The following is a 20013-nucleotide window of genomic DNA, read 5'->3' on the forward strand; positions in this document are numbered from 1 at the left end:
GGCCGCGGTTGTATGAGATCAGGGTGGTGGCGAAGCACTGACCGGGGACATGCCCTTGCGGCGTGTCCCCATCGGTTATCGCGGCGCCTAGAAATTGGGGACACGCCGCAAGGGCATGTCCCCGGCCGTATTAAGCCGCCTTGCCCACCACCGTGTTGCGGCCCGACTTCTTGGCCTCGTAAACAGCCTCGTCGGCCCGCTTCATCAGGGTCTCGGGGGTGTCGTCCGGACCGCTGGTGGCCGAGACGCCGATCGAGATGGTCACGGTCAGCACTTCAGTGCCCTGGGCCACGCGGAACGGCGAGCCGGAGACGTGCATGCGGATCCGCTCGGCGATGCGCAGGGCGTCCACCAGATGGGTGTCGGGCATGATCACCGTGAACTCCTCGCCGCCGTAGCGGCAAGGCAGGTCGATGGCGCGGACGTTCGAGGCCAGGCGCAGGGCGAATTCGCGCAGCACCTGGTCGCCGACGTCGTGGCCGAAACTGTCGTTGATCTTCTTGAAGTGGTCGATGTCGATCAGCAGGGCCGCCACCGGGTCGCCGCCCAGGCCCGCGCGCTTGACCAGCGAGTCGAGCTGACCGGTCATGTAGCGGCGGTTGTGCAGGCCGGTGAGCTGGTCGGTGACCGCCAGCTCCAGGCTGTGGTCGAGGTTCTGGCGCAGGTAGTCGGTGTAGCGCTTGCGCTGGATCTGGGTCTTGACCCGGGCCGACAGCTCTTGCGGATCGATCGGCCGGGGCAGGATGTCGTTGATGCCGATCTCCAGCGCCTTGACCATGCGCGAGCGCTCGTCGGGATCGACCATGGCCAGGATCGGCAGGTGGCGGGTGCGCTCGTCCGACCGCAGCGAGGCGGCGAAGCGCAGGCCGTCGAAGCCCTTGGCGGCGGCGTTGATGATGATCAGGTCGACCGGGCCGCCGGCGCTGATCTGGGCCTTGACGGGATCGGATTCGACCACCGGGCGATGCTCGACCGCCAGTTCGGCGGCCACGCGCTGGGCCTGGCGTTCATTGTCGTCGACCACCAGCACCCGGCCGCCCAGGCCGTCCAGGCGCGAAGCGGCGCCGGCGATCACCCCGATGCGCCGGCCCGAGGCCTCGCGCTGGCGCAGTTCGTCGATCACCAGCTTGAAGCGGGTCAGGCTGCGCACGCGGGCGAACAGCATGACGTCGTCGACCGGCTTGGTCAGAAAGTCCGACGCGCCCGCCTCCAGCCCCTGGATGCGGTCGGCGCGGCCGTCCAGCGCCGTGACCAGCACCACCGGGATGTGGCGGGTGGCGGGGTCTTCCTTGAGTTTCTTGCAGACGGTGAAGCCGTCCATGCCGGGCATCATCACGTCCAGCAGGATCACGTCAGGCAGTTCGCTGGCGGCCAGGGCCAGGGCCGTGGGGCCGTCATAGGCGACCGAAACCTGGTAATACTCAGCCGAAAGCTTGGCCTCGAGCAGGCGGACATTGGCCTCGATATCGTCGACGACCAGAATGCGCGCGCTCACGAGCCTACCTCTCCAGCAACCGGCGAATGGTGTCCAGGAAGTGTGACACCGAGATGGGCTTGGAGATATAGGCCTCGCAGCCGCCCTCACGGATGCGTTCCTCGTCGCCCTTCATGGCGAACGCCGTAACGGCGACGACGGGAATATGTGACAGATCGTCGTCCTCCTTGAGCCACTTGGTGACTTCAAGGCCGGAGATCTCGGGCAGCTGGATGTCCATCAGGATCAGGTCCGGACGGTGCTCACGGGCGATCGACAGCGCCTGCAATCCCTCACGGGTTTGCAGGGTCTCGTAGCCCTGGGCTTCGAGCAGGTCATGAAAGAGCTTCATGTTCAGCTCGTTATCCTCGACGATGAGGACCTTCTTCGTCATCCTGACCCCGACCATTCCGGTCCGTGGCGGCGCGTGAGGGATTCGCGTCGCTTCTGAATTCCAGATCGCACGAATATCCTTAAGCCCGCGCTAATCGCGTTTTACCCTGGCCAACCGCAGATCATGGAACCCTGTTTTTCCGACCTTCAAGCCTGCACCGTGCGCCCTGACGCGCCGCTGGTCATCGTCGATGTCGACGAGGTCCTCGCGCGGTTCATGCATGGCTTTGGAACGTTCATCGGACGCCATGGATTCGAGCTGCGATTCGACCGCTACGCCTTGTTCCAGAACATCTATCGTCCGGGCGAGACCCAGCACCTGGACCTGATCGCCGGCCGGGCGCTGTTCAACGACTTCTTCCGCGACGGAGCCGACGACCTGCTGCCGGCCGAAGGCGCGGCCGACGCCCTGGCCGACCTGTCGACCCGCGCGGACGTGGTGATCCTGACCAACGCCCCGGAGCACGGCCGCCAATCGCGCGCCCGCTGGTTGAAGACCCACGGCTTCGACTATCCGTTGGTGATCAACACCGGCCCCAAGGGGCCGTCGGCGGCGCACCTGTCCGAGCGCACGGCCTCGCCCTCGGTGTTCATCGACGACCTGCTGCCGCAGCTGGATTCGGTGGCCGAGAGCGCGCCCTGGGTGAGCCGCTTCCAGATGGTGGCCGACGAGCGCTTGCGCGCCTTGGCCCCCAGTGATCCGGAACGGCATGCCCGCTTCGACCTGTGGCCCGACCTGAAGACGGCCATCGAGCGCAAGCTGTTCCCATGAAGAGCCCCCGCCCTTGAAGGCCCTTTGCCGCGACTGCCTGGCGACGGGCGAGGTCAAGACCTCGCGCTGTCCGGCCTGCGGCTCGCCGCGCGTGATCTTCCATGAAGAACTGGGCCAGCTTTCCATGGCTCACCTGGACTGCGACGCCTTCTACGCCTCGGTCGAGAAGCGTGACGACCCGTCCCTGCGCGACAAGCCGGTAATCGTCGGCGGCGGCAAACGCGGGGTGGTGACGACCGCCTGCTACATCGCCCGCATGAGCGGTCCGCGCTCGGCCATGCCGATGTACAAGGCACTGAAGCTGTGTCCCGACGCCGTGGTCATCAAGCCCAACTTCGCCAAATACAAGCACGAGAGCGGGCGGATCATGGCCAAGCTGGAGGCCCTGACGCCCTTGGTCCAGCCGCTGTCGCTGGACGAGGCCTGGATCGATCTTTCCGGCACCGAGCGCCTGCACGGCGCCCCGCCGGCGGTGATGCTGGCCAGGGTGCAGCGCGAGATCGAGGCCGAGGTCGGGATCACCGTCTCGATCGGCCTGGCGCCCAACAAGTTCCTCGCCAAGATCGCCTCGGAGTTGGACAAGCCGCGCGGCTTCTCGGTGATCGGAGCGGCGGGGATCGAGGCTTTCCTGGCGTCGAAGCCCGTGTCGATCCTGCCCGGCGTGGGTCCGGCCACCGTCTCCGCCCTGGCCTCCGAAGGCCTGCGCACGGTCGGCGACATCGCCAATGCCGACCTCAAATGGCTGGTCAAGGTTCTGGGGTCGGGCGGCCTGCGGCTGCATCACCTGGCCCATGGGCGCGACACCCGGCTTGTCGATCCCGAGCAGGAGCGCAAGACGATCAGCGCCGAGACCACCTTCAACGACGACCTCTACAAGCGCGAGGACCTCGAGGACGAGCTGTGGCCGCTGTGCGAGAAGGTCGCCCGCCAGGCCCGGGCCGGCGGGGTGGCGGGCCGGGTGGCGACGCTGAAACTGCGCACCCCGGACTTCAAGATCCACACCCGTCGCCGCACCCTGCCCGTCCCGATCCAGACCGCTCGCACCCTGTTCCAGGTGGCGCGCGAGCTGCTGGCGGCCGAGCCGGGCGGCCTGCACTACCGCCTGATCGGCGCGGGCCTGACCGACTTCGTCCCCGCCGAGGGTGCGGCCGACGACTTCTTCGCCGGCGACGAGCGCAAGGCGCTGAAGAGCGAGACGGTGATCGACGGGTTGAGGGGGCGCTTCGGGGCGGGGGCGGTGATGACCGGGCGGGCGCTGAAGGGCAAGTAGGCGGCTCACCCACTTGCCCCCACCAAACCTACATCAGCGAGCCCTTGCCGCTGGTCACTTCGGTGTAGCGGTGCACCCTCACCGCCTGCACAAGCCCAAACCCGACCATGACCGTCAGCATGACGGTGCCCCCGTACGACAGCATCGGCATGGGCACGCCCACCACCGGGGCCATGCCCATGACCATCGCGCCGTTGATCAGCACGTAGAGCGCAAAGGTCGCCGTCACCCCAGCCGCCGACAGGCGTCCGAAGTGGCTGTGGCTGATCGAGGCGATGCGCAGGGCCATGAAGATCGCCACGCCGTACAGGAACAGCACGCTGAAGCAGCCGATGAAGCCGAACTCCTCGGCCAGGGTGGCGAAGATGAAGTCGGTCTGTTTCTCGGGCAGGAAGTTCAGCTGGCTTTGCGAGCCCAGGCCGAAACCCTTGCCCATCAGCCCGCCCGAGCCCAGGGCGATCTTCGACTGCATGATGTGGTAGCCGTTGCCGGACGGGTCTTTTTCCGGGTCCATGAAGGTCAGGATCCGGTTGCGCTGGTAGTCGTGCAGCACGAAGAAGATGAACGGCGGCAGGGCGGCGAGGCCGGCGATGATCCCGCCGATGATCAGCCGCAGCGACAGGCCGGCCAGCACCATCACAGCCAGGCCCGGCAGGGCGATCAGCACGGCGGTGCCGAGGTCAGGCTGGTGGGCGACCAGCAGGGTCGGCACGCCGATCAGCGCCAGTGGAACCAGCAGCTTCCAGGACAGGCGGGCGCTGTCGGCCGACAGGCCGTGATAGTAGCGAGCCAGGGCCAGGACGACGCCGATCTTCATGATCTCCGAGGGCTGGAAGCGCAGCGGCCCGATGGCCAGCCAACGTTGAGCCCCCAGCGACACGTCGCCGACCGCCTCGACCGCCACCAGCAGCAACAGAGCCACGCCGTAGAGCGGATAGGCCAGGGTGAACCAGACGCGCAGATCGACCATCGCCAGGATGATCATCATCACGAAATAGATGCCGAAGCGCAGCAGGTGCTTGTCGGCCCACGGCTCCCACGAGGCGCCGGCGATCGAGAACAACATCAGGGCCCCGGCGCCCGCGATCAGGGCCAGGACCAGGCACAGGGTCCAGTCGATCTCCATGAACTTGATGATCGGCCGGTCGCGTTCGCCGGGCCGGCTGAGGCCGCCGCTGAGGGTCATCGGGGAGCTCCGGGGACGGAAGGCGCGGGAACGGTCGGCGTCACGGGATCCGACGCCGGAGGCGGCGCGCCCACGGTCGGATCGTCGGGCGCGGCGCCCTCGACCGAGCCGTCCGGCGTGGCCTCGACCGGCGCGTCGGGCAGCGGCATAGGCCGCTCGATGCGGGCCCGAATCTCCGGATCCTTCAGCAGCGCCACGCGCATCACCTCGCGGGCCCGCGGGGCGCCGGCCGTGGCGCCGCCCAGGCCGCCGTGTTCGACGATGACGACCACGGCGTAGCGCGGTTCATCATAGGGGGCGAACGCCACGAACAGGTTGTGGTCCTTCAGGCGCCAGACGGCCCCGGAGCCCTTGCGGTTGGCGACCCCGTCATAGCTGCGCACCTGGGCGGTGCCGGTCTTGCCGGCCATCTGCACGTCGCCCAGGCCTAGCTGGCTCTGGCGATAGGCGGTGCCGCGCACGTCATTGGCGACCGCCGCCATGCCGCCGCGCACATAGTTCAGGTGCTCCTGGCTGAACGGCAGGTCGGGCACGGCCGCGCCGCTGGGCTGCTCGATCCCGCCCACCGACTTGATCAGGCGGGGGTTGAGCGCCTTCTGGCCGTTGGCGAGGCGCGAGGTCATCACCGCCAGCTGCAGGGCGTTGACGCTCAGGGCCCCCTGCCCGATCCCGTAGCTGGGGGTCTCGCCGGGAAACCAGATCTGGTTGCCGGGATTTTTCTTGAACGCCCGCTTCTTCCAGGCCCGGTCAGGCACCAGGCCCTTCTTCTGGCCAGGAATGCCGATGTCGAAGGTCTCGCCGAAGCCCATCGCCCGGGCCGCGTTGGCGATGGCGTCCGGACCGATCTTCAGCGAGGTCTGGTAGAAATAGACGTCGCACGAGTTCTTGATGGCCTCGTGCATGTTCTGCGAGCCGTGGCCGCGCTTTTCCCAGCACCGCCAGCTTCGCCCGCCATAGTACCAGCTGCCGCCGCAGTTGATGCGGATCTCGGGATCGATGCCAGCGGTCAGGGCGGCCAGGGCGACAGTCGGCTTGAAGGTCGAGCCGGGCGGGAAGGTGCCGCTCAGCGCCTTGTCCAGCAGGGGTTTGCGCTCGTACTCGGCCAGGGCCTTGTATTCCGGCCCCGACAGCCCCTTCACGAAGCGGTTGGCGTCGAAGCTGGGGGCCGACACCATGGCCAGCAGGTCGCCGTTGCGGATGTCCATCACGACGATGGCGCCGCTTTCGTCGCCCATCACTTCCAGGGCGCGGTTCTGGATGTCGGCGTCCAGGGTCAGGCGCACTTCCTTGCCCGGGGTGGCCGGGATGTCGCCCTCGGGGTCCAGACGCACGGTGCGGCCCTGGGCGTCGACCTCGGCCTTGGTGGCGCCGGGACGACCGCGCAGCTCGTGGTCCAGGGCCTTCTCGACCCCCTGCTTGCCGATCCGGAAGCCCGGGTGATGCAGCAGGTCCTGATCGGGATCGTTCTTGGCCTTTTCCAGGTCGCGGTCGGAAACCTTGGCGACATAGCCGATCACGTGGGCGAAGGCTCCGCCGAACGGATAGACCCGCACCTCGCCCATGTCGGCCGTGACGCCGGGCAATTCAGGCGCGCGGATGTTGACGCGGGAGAACTCCTCCCAGGTCATGTCCTCCATCACCGCCACCGGCGCCTTCCTGGGCGCGCGGGCGATGTCCTTGGTCAGACGAGCACGGCGCGAGCCGTCGATCGGCACCAGCAGGGCCAGATCGTCGAGCGTGGCCTCGACGTCGAAATCCTTGGTGTCCTTGCTGACCATCAGCCGGAAGTTGGGGCGGTTGGAGGCCAGAGCCACCCCATTGCGGTCCAGGATCAGGCCGCGCGGCGGCGGCATCAGGCGGTAGTTGAACTGGTTGCCGGCCGAAAGCTTCTGGTAGCGCTGGGCCTCGACCAGCTGCAGCTGGGCCAGGCGTCCGCCCAGGGCCAGCAGACCGGCGCCGGCCAGGCCGCCCATCAGGAACGCCCGGCGGTGGAAGACCCCCTGCCGCTCGTTGACCTCGGAGAAGAAGATTGAGGGCTCGCTCATGGCGTCACCGGAACCGGACGTCCGCGTCCTCGAACCGGTCGATCAGCCGGTGGGCGAACGGGAACAACAGGGTCGTGACCAGGAACTGCCAGAACACGGCCAAAAGGCTGGGCATGGCCAGGCTGTCGAGCATGCTGAACAGGAAGCCGGCGGCCATGGCCACCGCGGTGACGCCGCCGAACCAGGCCCACATCATCGGCCGGCTCTGACCGGTCATCATGTTGCGGCCGGCCAGGGCCGTGGCGTAGGCGACCAACAGCGACAGGCCCCAAAGGCCCGTCGGTCCGCCCCAGAAGGTGTCCAGAAACAGGCCCAGCACCAGCAGGGCGAAGGGGGCCAGGATCGACGGGCGGATCAGGGCCCAGGCGAAGGCCGGCACCATGGCGAACACCGGCTCGGGCAACTGCAGGCCATAGACGCGGATCGGCGCCGAGAAGACGATGGTCGCCAGCACGCAGAGCAACGCCGGCACGCCGAGCCAGCGGGCGGGGTGCAGAGGCCGCGCGCCGCCCATCCTAGATCCCCCCGCCGGGCGTCTGGGCCGCCGTCGGTCCGGGCGGCGCGGGCTTCGAAGCGGGCGGCGTGGGCGGTGTCGGGCCGGGGTTGGCCGCGGCGGACGGAGCCGGCGGCTTGGGCGCCGTGGCGACGGGGCCCAGGATGGAGACGTCGGGATCCTCGGTGGTGACCGGCGGCAGGCTGCGGGTCAGCAGGGCCTTCTGGTCGGCCAGTTGCGCGAAGTCCTTGAACAGCAGGATGCGCACATAGTCGATGGCCGCGTCGTCGGCGAACAGCACCACGCGCCAGCGACCGTCCAGGCCCTTGACGGCCGCGCCCACCGGCAGACCGCGCGGCACCACGCCGCCGTCGCCCGAGGTGACGACCCGGTCGCCTTCCTGGATCGGATCGACGCCCCGCAGGTATTCGAGCTTCGGATTGGGACCGCCGTCGCCGGTCAGAATGGCGCGGGCGTTGGTGCGGTCGATCATCACCGGCGTGCGCGAGGCGATGTCGGTCAGCAACAGCACCCGGCTGGCGCCGCGGGCGACGCCGACGACCCGACCGACCAGGCCGCGCTCGTTCATCACCGGATTGCCGACCACCACGCCCTTTTCCGAGCCGGTGTCGGCCAGGCGGGTGTTGGCGAACGGGCCGCGGGTGTCGCTGACCACGCGGGCGGCGACCATCGGGATCGGCGGATCGGTGCGCAGGCCCAGCAGTGTGCGATAGCTCTGGTTCTTGTCGACCTCGGCCAGATACTGGTCGCGATAGCCGCGCATTTCCTTCAGCTCGGCCTTCAGCCGACGGTTCTCGGAGGCCGTGAAGAAGTAGCTGCTGACGAAATCGACGCCCAGGCCGGTCCAGCGCCCCGGCGCGGCGATCACGCCGCTGACCGGCTTGGACACCGTGTCGACCGTCTGGCGGGTGACGCCATAGGCTTGCTGCTGAAGGGTCTCGCGACGATCAGCCAGCAAGAACGCCACCGCGATCACGATCGCGACGATCAACGCCACGGCCGCGGTCCAGGTAAGCGGCACTTTCAGGTCACCTAGCGGACCTTCGCGAAAGGGCACGTACTACTTCTCCCGACGCCCCCCGCGGCGTCCGACTGACTTTGACGCCCTCAGCCGTTTTCTGTCGAATGTAATTCGCCAGAAAACGGCGTCGGATTGTTACCTGGAGCGCGAACTTGCGCCGAACCGGCGGCCGCTTCGGCGGATCGCGCTCTAGGCGAGAGTCGATTCAAGCACGCCCTTCATCCACTTGGGATGCTCGAGCACCTTGCCGCAGCCCAGGGCCACGCACGACAGCGGATCGTCGGCCACGGTGACCGGCAGGCCGGTGTGGTCGCGGATCTCGGCGTCCAGGCCGCGCAGCAGCGCGCCGCCGCCGGTCAGCATGATGCCTTTGTCGGCAATGTCGCTGGCCAGTTCCGGCGGGGTGGCTTCCAGGGCCACCTTCACGGCTTCGACGATCTGCCCGACCGGCTCGGCCAGGGCGTCGGCGGCCTGCTTTTCGCTGATGCGGACTTCGCGCGGCACGCCCTGCATCAGGTCGCGGCCCTTGACGTCGATCGACAGGCCCTCGCCGTCGGCCGGCGCGCGGGCGGTGCCGATTTCCTTCTTGATGCGCTCGGCGGTCGTTTCGCCGATCAGCAGGTTATGGTGGCGACGCATATAGCTGATGATCGCCTCGTCCATCTTGTCGCCGCCGACGCGGACGCTGCGCGAATAGACGATGCCCGACAGCGAGAGCACGGCCACCTCGGTGGTGCCGCCGCCGATGTCGACCACCATCGAGCCGGTCGGCTCGTGGATCGGCAGGCCGGCGCCGATCGCGGCGGCCATCGGCTCGTCGATCAGGCCCACGCGGCGGGCCGAGGCGTTCAGGCAGCTGTCGTTGATGGCGCGGCGCTCAACGGCGGTGGCGCCCGACGGCACGCAGACGATGACCTTGGGGTTCACGAAGCCCTTGCGGTTGTGAACCTTGCGGATGAAGTACTTGATCATCTCCTCGGCGACTTCGAAGTCGGCGATGACCCCGTCGCGCATCGGGCGGATGGCTTCCATGTGGCCCGGCGTGCGGCCCAGCATCTGCTTGGCCTCGATCCCCACGGCGTGGACGATCTTGCGGCCGCCGACATTGCGCAGCGCGACCACCGACGGCTCATTCAGGACGATGCCCTTGCCCTTCATGTAGATAAGGGTGTTGGCGGTGCCCAGGTCGATGGCGATGTCGTTGGAGATGACGCCGAAGAGGGAAGAAAACATTGAAAGCCCTGACTGAGGGGATAAGGGGCGAGGCGGGACGTCGGATAGGCGAAACGGAGCCATTTGCGCCGGTGAACCGGCGAAGGCGAAGGGAAAAGATGGCTCCTACTTCAATTCCAAAGGAGGACAACATGATTCCCACGAAAATGCGGGTCTTGTCCCCTTTTTGACGAACCTGCCGCACGACGGAAGCGCTGGCCCCCGCCGCGCCGTCGTCTGACTGCTACAAATCTGCCGACCAAGCCCGTTTGCCCTGCGAAAGCGTTGATTTCAAGGTCTATTGCAGCCGTGGATCACCTGTTTTCGCGGAACGGCGGCACGCCGGGTTTCATCCCAGAAACGTGGCGTTTTCTAGCCGAGCGCCGCTAGGGCCACACCGGCCGCCGCAATCAGGCCGAAGATCACTTGCACGGGGGTCAAGCGCTCCGAGAACAGACGACGTCCGGCGATCGCCGCCATGGGCATTTCGACCACTCCGACCGCCCTGACCGGCCCCACGGGACTGAGCGCCATGGCGGTGAACCACAGGCCCGAGGCCGCCGCGCCGCAAAACCCCGCGCCCAGCGACCGCCGCCAGGCCTTGACCACCTCGACCAGGGCGTCGGGGTTGCGCGCGGCCAGGAAGGCGGTCAGGGCCGCCGACTGGATGGCCTGGACCACCATCACCGTCACCAGGGCCGACACGGCGGGATGGGCGGGCTCGAAGGCCAGCGCAGCTTGTCGGAAGCAGTTGGCGCAGAGCGCGAACGCCGCGCCCGAGGCCAGGCCCGCCGTCACCGCACCGCGCCGCATCGGCGTCTGCGCCCGGGGCCAGGTCAGCACCGCCAGCCCCGCCGTGGCGATCAGACCGCCGATCCACGTCAGGGCCGACACCTTGTCGCCGAACAGCAGCACGCCCCAGACCAGGGCGAACAGCAGGCCGCTCTGCTGCAGGGCCGTGCCCAGGGCGAAGGACGATCGGTGCATAGCCGTCAGCTGGGCGGCGGTGCCGCAGATCTGCAGGGCCGCACCGGCGACGCAGGCCAGCCAGAACCACGGCGTGGCGTGGGGCGCCGCGCCCGGTGTGACGAACCAGGCGACCGCCGCGAACACGATGGCGAACGGCAGGCCGAACAGGAACCGCACCAGGGTCGCGCCCCAAGGCCCCGCCCCGCCCATCACCGAACGCTGGGCGGCGTTGCGGGCGACCTGGAAGGCCGCCGCGGCGATGGTGATGGGAATCCAGATCATGACCTTCGCGCCGAAATGACCAGACCCGAGGCCCAGGACAGGCTGACAGTCGCCAGGTCCGGATGGCTTTCCAGCCGCCTGGCCAGTTCGTCAACCCGCGCCTGATGCCCTTCCGGCCAGTTGGGCTGGGGCAGCATGTCGTCGATCACATAGAGACCGCCCGGGCGCAGCAAGGCCAGAGCCGCGTCCAATCCGGCGTACTTGCCGGGCCAGGCGTCGGCGAAGATCAGGTCGAAGCTCTCTGTCGCCTGCTGGCCGATGAAATCCAGGCCGTCAGCGAGCACGAAACTGACACGCGGATCGTCGGCCAAGGCTTCGCGCGCCACGGCCTGCACCCGCGCGTCGGTGTCGACGCTGACCAGGGTCGCGCCGGCGGCCAGGCCCGAGGCCAGGCAGACCGTGGCCAAACCCGTGCCGGTGCCCAACTCCAGCAGGCGTCCGCCCGGCTTGGAGGAAGCCAGCAGGCGCAACAGGGCGCCGGTGTCCGGCTCGGACGGCATGTCGAAGCCGAGTTCGGCCGTACGGATGCCTGTCCGACGCCAAGCGGCGGGCAGGGTCGCGGCGTTGTCGCCGAACCCACGGCTCGGCGAGGAGAAGGCGCAGATCATCCGACGCTCTTTCATGCAGCCGCGCACGGCGGCTCGATCCGTCGCGCAGGCGCGACGTGACCCTCTCTGCAGACTGGATTGGGGGTCGGCGAGCCCGAGGCCCGCCCTGCCCTAGAAGCCGCTGGCGATCGCCGCTTCCGGCCGGCTCTTTTCCTTGCGCGCCATGAGGTTGTTCAGGGCGTTCACATAGGCCTTGGCCGAGGCGGTCAGGGTGTCGGTGTCGGCGGCCTGGCCGGTGGCGATCCGGCCGTCCTCCTCCAGACGGACCGAGACCTGGGCCTGGGCGTCGGTGCCTTCAGTGACCGCGTGCACCTGGAACAGGCGCAGGGCGGCGTTATGCGGCACGATCTGCTGGATGGCGTTGAAGACCGCGTCCACCGGACCATCGCCCGAGGCCTCCGAGGTCTTCACTTCGCCGTCGACTTCCAGGGTCAACTCGGCCGACTGGCCGTCGGTGCCGGCCACCACGCGCAGGCGCTGGACGCGGATGCGTTCGGAGCCGCGCGCCAGGGCGTCGTCGACCAGGGCGATGATGTCGTCGTCGTAGACGTGCTTCTTGCGGTCGGCCAGGTCCTTGAAGCGGCCGAAGGCCTCCTTCAAGGCGTTCTGGCCCAGCTCGTAGCCCAGGTCCTTCAGCTTGGCGCGGAAGGCGTGGCTGCCCGAGTGCTTGCCCATGACCAGGCTGGACGGGGCCTGACCCACCGATTCCGGGGTCATGATCTCGTAGGTCTCGCGGTTCTTCAGCATCCCGTCCTGGTGGATGCCGCTCTCATGCGCGAAGGCGTTCTTGCCGACGATGGCCTTGTTGTACTGCACCGGGAAACCGGTGATGGCCGAGACGTAGCGGCTGGCGCGGGTGATGTGGGTGGTGTCGATCCTGGTCTCGTAGGGCAGCTTGTCGCCGCGCACCTTCAGGGCCATCACCACTTCTTCCAGCGCGGCGTTGCCGGCGCGCTCGCCCAGGCCGTTGATGGCGCACTCGATCTGGCGCGCCCCGCCCTGCACGCCGGCCAGGCTGTTGGCCACGGCCAGGCCCAGGTCGTTGTGGCAGTGGGTCGAGAAGACCACCTTGTCGGCGCCTTCGACGTTCTGGGTCATCCAGCTGAACAGGTCGGCATATTCCGACGGATAGGTGTAGCCGACCGTGTCGGGCAGGTTGATCGTCGTGGCGCCGGCCTTGATGGCGGTTTCGATGGCGCGGCGCAGGAACTGGCGCTCGCTGCGGGTGGCGTCCTCGGCCGACCACTCCACGTCGTCGCGCAGGTTGCGGGCGTGAGTCACCGAGCGGGCGATCACGTCGATGACGGCGTCCGGCTCCATCTGCAGCTTGTGCTTCATGTGCAGGTCGCTGGTGGCGATCACCACGTGGATGCGGCCGCGGGCGGCCGGCTTCAAGGCCTCCGCGCATCTATCGATATCCACCATGTGGGCGCGACACAGGCCGGCGATGGTGCTGTTCTTGACGATCTTGGAGATCTCGCGGACCGCCTCGAAGTCGCCGTTCGAAGCGATCGGGAAGCCCGCCTCGATGACATCGACCCCCATCTCCTCGAGGATCTTGGCCAGTTCCAGCTTTTCGTCGTGCGACATCGAGGCGCCGGGCGATTGTTCGCCGTCGCGCATGGTGGTGTCGAAAATGACGACGTTGTCGCGCTTGTCGAAAGCGGCGGGAGATACGGAGCTCATGATCTTACTCGTCGGATTTTGTCTGCGTGGGGCCAGTTCTGACCTTGGGGGCGGCGGGTTTAGTCATCCCCTGCACGCCCGGCCACGACGAAGCGCGGCCCCTAGAGCGCCCAGGGGTAGGTAAGCCGAAGCAGAAGCAGTTGGCGCGCGACGTTCATGGCTGCTTTCTACACAGCAGCCCAAAAACCAGCAAGCATTTTGCGTTAAGCGTGCAATTGGCCGCATGCATAGCAATTTTCGACCGCCACGCGCGCTGTTCAGGTCGTGCTTCTTGCCACTTCACGAGGTTCCGGCGTCAAAACGCCCCGAAGACCACGCCAGAGCGGCTCGAACCGCCCTTGTCGTGTCTTCAGCTAGTCCGCCGCTTCGCGCTTCTTGAGCCAGGCGCGGGCGACCAGGCCGCAGCCGATCCACACCACCACGGCGATCACCAGCATGACGATGTGGCGATTGCCGCCGCCCTTGAGCGCCTGGACAATCGAATTGCCGGCGAAGGCGGTCAGGGCGATCTTCGGGACGATGCCGATGGCGGTGCCTGCCGCGAAGTCGCGAAGCTTCATGGGCGTGACGCCGGCCGCCATGTTGACCACGATGAACGGCGCGGACGGCACCAGGCGGACGATCAGGCTGGCCAGGAACCCGTTCTTGCCGATCAGTTTCATGAACTTGGCCACGCCGTCGCCGGCCAGATCCTGCAACACCCGGCCGCCGAAGGTGCGCCCCAGCCAGAACCCGACCAGGGACGAGACCAAGGTGCCGATCCAGCTGTAGGCGAGACCGGTCCAGGGCCCGAAGGCGACCACCGCCGCGGCGATCAGCACGAACTGCGGCACCCCGATGAAGGCCAGGGCCGCGAAGGCGCCGACCGCGACCGGCAGGGCCCAGGGTCCATGCGCCGCGCCGAGCCATTGCTCGACCGTGACCTCGCCGTTCAAGCCCAGCAATTGGGCCCCGAACAGGAACACCACGCCCACCCCGCCGAACAGCACGAACGACACCGCGACCGTGCGCCAGGCCCGGGCGTCCATGTTGGTGAAGAAGTCGATCAGGCGACGAAGCATCCGCCTGCCTCGCCCATGCCCCCGGCGCGGTCAAGGGGGCGGCGCGGCCAAGTGGTCGCGGTTTCAAGCACTGTGCGAACGCAAATCGCGCGATGAGCGCCCATTTTGTTGTCACGCTTCCCGTTCGGCGGGCTTAGGCCACGGTCAAGTTCTCCCGACATGACATTTCCGTTGCGAAGCTGTCGTAAGGCGCGGCTAAGGTTATCCACAGGCTCCCGATCTTGCAGAACGCGCTTCGGACGGGATGCGTTGGGGGACGGCGGACGTGAAAACCCTGGCTGTGATTTCCCGCAAGGGCGGGGCCGGCAAGACGACTCTGTCGATCAACCTGATCCTCAGCGCTTACCAGGCGGGATGGAAAACCCTGCTGGCCGACATCGATCCGCAGCGTTCGGCCTCGGACGCCTTGCGGGCGCGGGCCGAGCCTGGGCCGGCCCTGGCCGAGATCACCGCCGGAAAGCTATTTCACACCCGGTCCCAGGCCGCGCACGACGCCTATGACGTCATGCTGATCGACACGCCCGCCGCGCCGGACGCCGACGTGGTCCTGGCGGTCAACTCGGCCGATCTGTGCCTGCTGGTTTGCCGCCCGACCTTTCTGGACATCGCCTCGGCGGCGCGGTCGGCCGAGATGATCCGCCGGCTGGGCAAGGCCGGCCTGATCGTGCTCAACCAGGCGCCGTCCAAGCGCGGCGGGCTTGAGCCCGCCAGCATGCGACAGGCCATCGAGGCGTTGCGCTTTTGCGGCCTGCCCATCGCTCCGGTCGGCCTGCGCTCGCGCACCATCTACCAGCAGGCGATCGCCCGAGGGTTGTCGGTCGGCGAGTGGGACGCCCAGGCTCCGGCCGTGCAGGAGATCGACCGCCTGTGGAGCCACCTTGCCGCCCTGCTCGCCCTAGACGATCGTGGACGTGACGCCCGCGCTGTCTGACTCCCCCGTGAACCCGCCGTTTCCTAAGCGGTACAGCTTCCGAGGCGGTTTGGTTGCGGCGTCAAATAATCCGTAAGTTGAAGTTCTGTTCATATCTTGACCATAACACTTAGCCTCATTGGGGGAGCCGCGCGGCCGCGACGTCGGTCGTTCGGTTTGGCAAAGAGTGCAAGTCGTGAAGACAATAGCTGTACTTTCCCGCAAGGGTGGATCGGGCAAGACCACCCTGGCCGTGAACCTGGCGCTGACGGCCTTCTTGGCGGGCCGCAGGGTTCTATTGGCTGACATCGACCCGCAGCGGTCCGCGTCGGAAGCCCTGCGGTCGCGCGCCGAGCCCGGACCGGCCCTCGCCGACATCACCGCCGGCAAGCTGTTCCTGACCAAATCCAACGCGATGCGCGAAGGCTTCGACTACCTGTTCATCGACACCCCCGCCGCGCCGGAGGCCGATGTCGCCCAGGCGGTGAACATCGCCGACTTCTGCCTGGTGGCGGGCCGGCCTTCGTTCCTCGACCTGGCCCCGATCGTGCGCTCGGCCGAAGCGGTGCGGCGCCTGGGCAAGAGCGGGCTTGTGGTGCTCAACCAAGCCCACACCAACAAGCCGGAAGTCGCCCCGGTGGCCTTCCCGGAGATCATGGACGCCCTGCGGTTCTGCGGCCTGCCGCTGGCCCCCTACGGTCTGCGCTCGCGCGAGGCTTTCCAGAAGGCCATGGCGCAAGGGCGCAGCGTCGCCGAGCACGAGCCGGGCAGCCCCGCCGCCCGCGACCTCGAGCGCTTGTGGGCCCATATCTGCACGGAACTGGGCGGCGTCGGCGAAACGCCGATGACGACCGCCCTCACCGGCTGATCGGCCTTTCGCAAGAGGCCGACGCTCAATAGGCTCCCCGTTCCAGCGGCGGAGCTTTTCATGAAACTACTCGGCGTCTCCGGCAGCCTGCGGGCCGCCTCGTTCAACACCGCCTTGCTGCGCGCCGCCCAGGACGCGGCGCCCGATGGCGTGACGATCGAGATCTTTGCCCTGCACGACCTGCCGCTGTTCAACCAGGACGTCGAGGACCAGGGCGACCCCGCGCCGGTCACGGCCTGGAAAGACGCCGTCCGCTCGGCCGACGCCCTGCTGCTGGCCTGCCCCGAATACAATGGCGGGGTTACCGGGGTGCTGAAGAACGCCATCGACTGGGCTTCGCGCGGCAGCCCCTCGGCCTTGTCGGGCAAGACAGCCTGCATCGTCGGCGCCTCGCCGGGCGTGACCGGCACGGTCCGCGCCCAGGACGCCCTGCGCCAGTCGCTGCGCAAGGTCTCGGCCGAGTACTGGCCGCTCAGCGAAATGCTGGTCGGCCAGGCCCACACCAAGATCGAGAACGGCCAGCTGATCGACGAAAAGACCCTGGCCTATCTGGGCAGGCACCTGGAGGCGTTCGTGCAGCACATGCGCCGCCAGGCCTGAGCCCCGCAAGAACCCCTCACGATGCGGCCTTTGTTGCGTTGCACCGCGGCAAGCGCGGGCGTAAAGACCGCCGCAATCCTGAAACGGACCTTCGAGTCCACGTCCTCCCAGGGGAGTCCTGAACCATGTCGCTCGAGTCCGCCGCCCTGCGGCGCATCGCCCCGTCCGCCACCATCGCGATCAGCGCCAAGGCGCGCGCCCTGAAGGCGACCGGCCGCGATATCATCGCCCTTTCCGCGGGCGAGCCGGACTTCGACACGCCCGACAACATCAAGGACGCCGCGATCGCCGCCATCAAGGCCGGCAAGACCAAGTACACCGATCCCGACGGCATGCCCGAACTGAAGGCCGCCATCTGCGCCAAGTTCAAGCGCGAGAACGGCCTGGACTACAAGCCGAGCCAAGTCCACGTCGCCCCGGGCGGCAAGCCGGTGATCTACAACGCCCTGGTCGCCACCCTGAACCCGGGCGACGAGGTGATCATCCCCGCCCCGTACTGGGTGTCGTACCCCGACATGACCCTGCTGGCCGGCGGCACGCCTGTGTCGGTCGAGACCACCGCCGAGAGCGGCTTCAAGATCACGCCGGCGGCCCTGGAAGCGGCGATCACGCCCAAGACCAAGTGGCTGATCATCAACAGCCCGTCCAACCCGTCGGGCGGCGCCTACACCCGCGCCGAACTGCAGGCGATCGCGGACGTGCTGCTGCGCCATCCGCAGGTCTGGGTGCTGACCGACGACATGTACGAGCACCTGGTGTTCGACGACTTCGAGTTCACCACCATCGCCCAGGTCGAGCCCAAGCTCTATGACCGCACCCTGACGATGAACGGCGTCTCGAAGGGCTATTCGATGACCGGCTGGCGCATCGGCTACGCCGCGGGTCCCGAGCCGCTGATCAAGGCCATGGGCAAGATGATCAGCCAGACGACCTCGAACCCCTGCTCGATCTCGCAGTGGGCCGCGCTCGAGGCGCTGAACGGCACCCAGGACTTCATCAAGCCGAACGCCAAGCTGTTCCAGGAGCGCCGCGACCTGGTCGTGTCGATGCTGAACCAGGCGACCGGCATTCACTGCCCCACCCCGGAAGGCGCGTTCTACGTCTATCCGTCGTGCGCCGGTCTGATCGGCAAGACCGCGCCCAGCGGCAAGGTCATCGAGACCGACGAGGACTTCGCCGTCGAGCTGCTGGAAACCGAGGGCGTGGCCGTCGTGCACGGCGCGGCCTTTGGCCTGTCGCCGTTCTTCCGCATCAGCTACGCCACCTCCAGCGACGTGCTGGAAGACGCCTGCGCGCGCATCCAGCGCTTCTGCGGCGCCGTGAAGTAGGCTTTCTTCTCCATTGCGGCCGTCATTCTCGCCCTTTCGGCGATTATGACGGCTGTAAGTCGGCGGCGAACCGCGCTAGGGCTGCTTTTCGTCGCATCCCGCGGCAAGGAGATCGTCATGGCGCGCACCCCGAACTACAATTTCGAACGCCAGGAACGCGAGCGCCAGAAAGCTCAGAAGGCTGCCGCCAAGGCGGCCGAGAAGGCCGCCGCCAAAGCCGCCGAGGCCGCGTCCAAGCCCCCGACCGACGATCAGTGAAAGACGACGCATGCCCAGTTCGACGAGCTTCAACCACGAAACCGTGTCGTTGGACGGTGAGCACTTCTCCGACTGCGAATTCCGCGACTGCCGCCTGACCTTCGCCGGCGGCGTCGCCCCTGTGTTCAACAACTGCAAGATCGTCGACTGCGAGTGGAAGTTCGAAGGCGCCGCCGAGCAGACCCTGGCCCATCTGAAGGCCGTGTGGAACGCCGGCGGCAAGGCCCCGGTCCAGGCGCTGATCAAGGAAATCACCGGCGGCGGCCGCTGAATCCGACCGCGGTCTGACGGCTGGCCTCACCGCTTAGGACTCCAGCCGGAAACAGGCCTAGGGTGAAGCTATCGGCGCCCATCCGTCGCCGTCCGCGAACCTCCTTGCGTCTAGGATCGGATTCTTTCCGCCATGCCGCGTCCGATGCCGCGTCCGATCCCAGGGATTGAAGACGCACAGACGCTCGCCCAGGCGATCGTGGACACCATCCACGAGCCGTTGCTGGTGCTCGACTCGGCGTTTTGCGTGCTGGCGGCCAGCCGGTCGTTCTACGAGACCTTCCAGGTCGATCCCGAACATACGATGGGCTGCCTGCTCTACGCCCTGGGCGACGGTCAGTGGGACATCCCCGCTTTGCGCCTGCTGCTGGAGACGATCATCCCCGAGCACGTGGCGATGAACGGCTTCGAGGTCGCTCACGACTTCCCCAGCCTGGGTCAGCGGACCATGCTGCTGAACGCCCGCAAGGTGATCTACGAGACCAGCGACAACGCCACAATCCTGCTGGCCTTCACCGACATCACCGAGCGGCGCGTCATCGAGCGCGAAAAGCAGGCGCTGTTCGAGGACACCCTGGAACTGCTGGGCCAAAAGCAAATCCTGCTCGCCGAAATGCAGCACAGGGTCGCCAACAGCCTGCAGATCATCGCCAGCATCCTGATGCTCAAGGCCCGCGCCGTCACCTCCGAAGAGACCCGCTTCCACCTGAAGGACGCCCATCAGCGGGTGATCTCGGTGGCCGAGGTGCAGGCGCATCTGCACGCCTCGGGGGGCATCGACCAGATCGAGGTCGGCCCCTATCTGATCAAGCTGTGCTCCAGCCTGGCCGCCTCGATGATCGGCGACACCCAGCCGATCGAGATGAGCGTGGTGGCCGACCACGGCACGATCGGCTCGGACAAGGCCGTCAGCATTGGCCTGATCGTCACCGAACTGCTGATCAACACCGTCAAATACGCGTTCCCGACCTTCAAGAAAGACGCGCGGGTCACGGTGACCTTCGCCAGCGAAGAGGACGCCTGGACGCTGACGGTCGGCGACAACGGCGTGGGCAAGGCGGCCGAAGCGGCGCCGAGCAAGCGCGGCGGCCTGGGCACGGTGCTCGTCGGCGCGCTGGTCAAGCAACTCGCCGGCGAGATGAACGTGGTCGCCACCGGCGGCATGACGGTGACCATCCGGCACGCCCACGCCGGCGCCGCCACGCCCGTCGTGGCCTGAGCCGCACTCCGGTCGAACCGCGACATTCCGCGCGACTGCACGCTGATCGGCGGCGTGCTAAATCGGG

General features: G+C 67.6%; 20 protein-coding genes. 9 read left to right on the top strand and 11 right to left on the bottom strand.

Features of this window, described 5'->3' with window-relative positions; all coding sequences use genetic code 11:
- Positions 1 to 130 precede the first annotated feature (130 nt).
- Together WAL33_RS06315 and divK are read right to left on the bottom strand one after the other, a co-directional pair.
- Positions 131 to 1495, bottom strand: a complete 1365-nt coding sequence (locus WAL33_RS06315; RefSeq protein WP_422179572.1) for a PleD family two-component system response regulator — start codon at positions 1493 to 1495, stop codon at positions 131 to 133.
- 4 nt (positions 1496 to 1499) lie between these two features.
- On the bottom strand, positions 1500 to 1868 hold the full coding sequence (gene divK, locus WAL33_RS06320) for a cell-cycle response regulator DivK (protein WP_029916211.1): 369 nt from the start codon (positions 1866 to 1868) through the stop codon (positions 1500 to 1502).
- A gap of 123 nt (positions 1869 to 1991) precedes the next feature.
- Between divK and WAL33_RS06325 the strand changes: the two genes are divergently transcribed.
- Both WAL33_RS06325 and WAL33_RS06330 read left to right on the top strand, forming a co-directional pair.
- Positions 1992 to 2639, top strand: coding sequence for a hypothetical protein (locus WAL33_RS06325; RefSeq protein WP_422179575.1), 648 nt, complete (start codon positions 1992 to 1994; stop codon positions 2637 to 2639).
- Positions 2640 to 2652: 13 nt separating this feature from the next.
- Complete coding sequence (locus WAL33_RS06330) at positions 2653 to 3909, top strand: DNA polymerase IV (RefSeq protein WP_422179576.1); 1257 nt, start codon at positions 2653 to 2655, stop codon at positions 3907 to 3909.
- A 28-nt stretch (positions 3910 to 3937) separates the two neighbouring features.
- Here the strand turns inward: WAL33_RS06330 and rodA are convergent, their stop codons facing one another.
- The 9 genes from rodA to WAL33_RS06375 all read right to left on the bottom strand — a co-directional run bounded on the left by rodA (position 3938) and on the right by WAL33_RS06375 (position 14493).
- Entirely contained in the window at positions 3938 to 5095 is a 1158-nt protein-coding gene (gene rodA / locus WAL33_RS06335) for a rod shape-determining protein RodA (protein ID WP_422179578.1), read from the bottom strand.
- Positions 5092 to 7140, bottom strand: a complete 2049-nt coding sequence (gene mrdA / locus WAL33_RS06340) for a penicillin-binding protein 2 (protein WP_422179580.1) — start codon at positions 7138 to 7140, stop codon at positions 5092 to 5094. Before mrdA ends, rodA begins: the two co-directional genes overlap by 4 nt.
- 4 nt (positions 7141 to 7144) lie before the next feature.
- Positions 7145 to 7654 (bottom strand): hypothetical protein, encoded by a 510-nt coding sequence (locus tag WAL33_RS06345; protein ID WP_422179582.1) that lies wholly within the window; start codon positions 7652 to 7654, stop codon positions 7145 to 7147.
- Between the two features lies 1 nt (position 7655).
- Positions 7656 to 8711 (bottom strand): rod shape-determining protein MreC, encoded by a 1056-nt coding sequence (gene mreC, locus WAL33_RS06350; RefSeq protein ID WP_422179584.1) that lies wholly within the window; start codon positions 8709 to 8711, stop codon positions 7656 to 7658.
- 153 nt (positions 8712 to 8864) lie between these two features.
- Positions 8865 to 9908 carry a rod shape-determining protein gene (locus WAL33_RS06355; protein WP_004623009.1) on the bottom strand — a complete coding sequence of 348 codons (1044 nt, stop codon included), beginning with the start codon at positions 9906 to 9908 and terminating at the stop codon, positions 8865 to 8867.
- A 351-nt stretch (positions 9909 to 10259) separates the two neighbouring features.
- On the bottom strand, positions 10260 to 11138 hold the full coding sequence (locus WAL33_RS06360; protein ID WP_422179587.1) for a DMT family transporter: 879 nt from the start codon (positions 11136 to 11138) through the stop codon (positions 10260 to 10262).
- Positions 11135 to 11746, bottom strand: coding sequence for an O-methyltransferase (locus WAL33_RS06365; protein ID WP_422179589.1), 612 nt, complete (start codon positions 11744 to 11746; stop codon positions 11135 to 11137). The genes WAL33_RS06360 and WAL33_RS06365 overlap by 4 nt, the downstream gene beginning before the upstream one ends.
- A 111-nt stretch (positions 11747 to 11857) precedes the next feature.
- Positions 11858 to 13432, bottom strand: a complete 1575-nt coding sequence (locus WAL33_RS06370) for a 2-isopropylmalate synthase (protein ID WP_422179591.1) — start codon at positions 13430 to 13432, stop codon at positions 11858 to 11860.
- A gap of 353 nt (positions 13433 to 13785) precedes the next feature.
- Positions 13786 to 14493: a TVP38/TMEM64 family protein gene (locus WAL33_RS06375; RefSeq protein ID WP_422179593.1), complete on the bottom strand. Its 708-nt coding sequence runs from the start codon at positions 14491 to 14493 to the stop codon at positions 13786 to 13788.
- 265 nt (positions 14494 to 14758) lie between these two features.
- On the opposite strand from WAL33_RS06375, the gene WAL33_RS06380 reads away from it, so the two are divergent.
- From WAL33_RS06380 to WAL33_RS06410, 7 genes are all read left to right on the top strand, one after another.
- Positions 14759 to 15424, top strand: coding sequence for an AAA family ATPase (locus tag WAL33_RS06380; RefSeq protein ID WP_422179595.1), 666 nt, complete (start codon positions 14759 to 14761; stop codon positions 15422 to 15424).
- A gap of 175 nt (positions 15425 to 15599) precedes the next feature.
- Positions 15600 to 16271 (top strand): AAA family ATPase, encoded by a 672-nt coding sequence (locus WAL33_RS06385; RefSeq protein WP_422179597.1) that lies wholly within the window; start codon positions 15600 to 15602, stop codon positions 16269 to 16271.
- Positions 16272 to 16331: 60 nt separating this feature from the next.
- The gene (locus WAL33_RS06390) at positions 16332 to 16871 is read left to right on the top strand and encodes an NADPH-dependent FMN reductase (protein ID WP_422179599.1); all 540 of its coding nucleotides are present in this window, start codon (positions 16332 to 16334) and stop codon (positions 16869 to 16871) included.
- Between the two features lie 125 nt (positions 16872 to 16996).
- A complete protein-coding gene (locus WAL33_RS06395; protein ID WP_422179601.1) occupies positions 16997 to 18199 on the top strand; it encodes a pyridoxal phosphate-dependent aminotransferase in 1203 nt (400 codons plus the stop codon).
- 117 nt (positions 18200 to 18316) lie between these two features.
- Positions 18317 to 18457, top strand: coding sequence for a hypothetical protein (locus WAL33_RS06400; RefSeq protein WP_422179603.1), 141 nt, complete (start codon positions 18317 to 18319; stop codon positions 18455 to 18457).
- Positions 18458 to 18467: 10 nt separating this feature from the next.
- Positions 18468 to 18728: a hypothetical protein gene (locus WAL33_RS06405; protein ID WP_422179605.1), complete on the top strand. Its 261-nt coding sequence runs from the start codon at positions 18468 to 18470 to the stop codon at positions 18726 to 18728.
- Between the two features lie 132 nt (positions 18729 to 18860).
- Positions 18861 to 19946 (top strand): sensor histidine kinase, encoded by a 1086-nt coding sequence (locus tag WAL33_RS06410; RefSeq protein ID WP_422179607.1) that lies wholly within the window; start codon positions 18861 to 18863, stop codon positions 19944 to 19946.
- Positions 19947 to 20013 lie beyond the last annotated feature (67 nt).

The sequence above is a fragment of the Caulobacter sp. genome, assembly GCF_049283275.1.
In the GTDB taxonomy this organism is placed as follows: domain Bacteria; phylum Pseudomonadota; class Alphaproteobacteria; order Caulobacterales; family Caulobacteraceae; genus Caulobacter.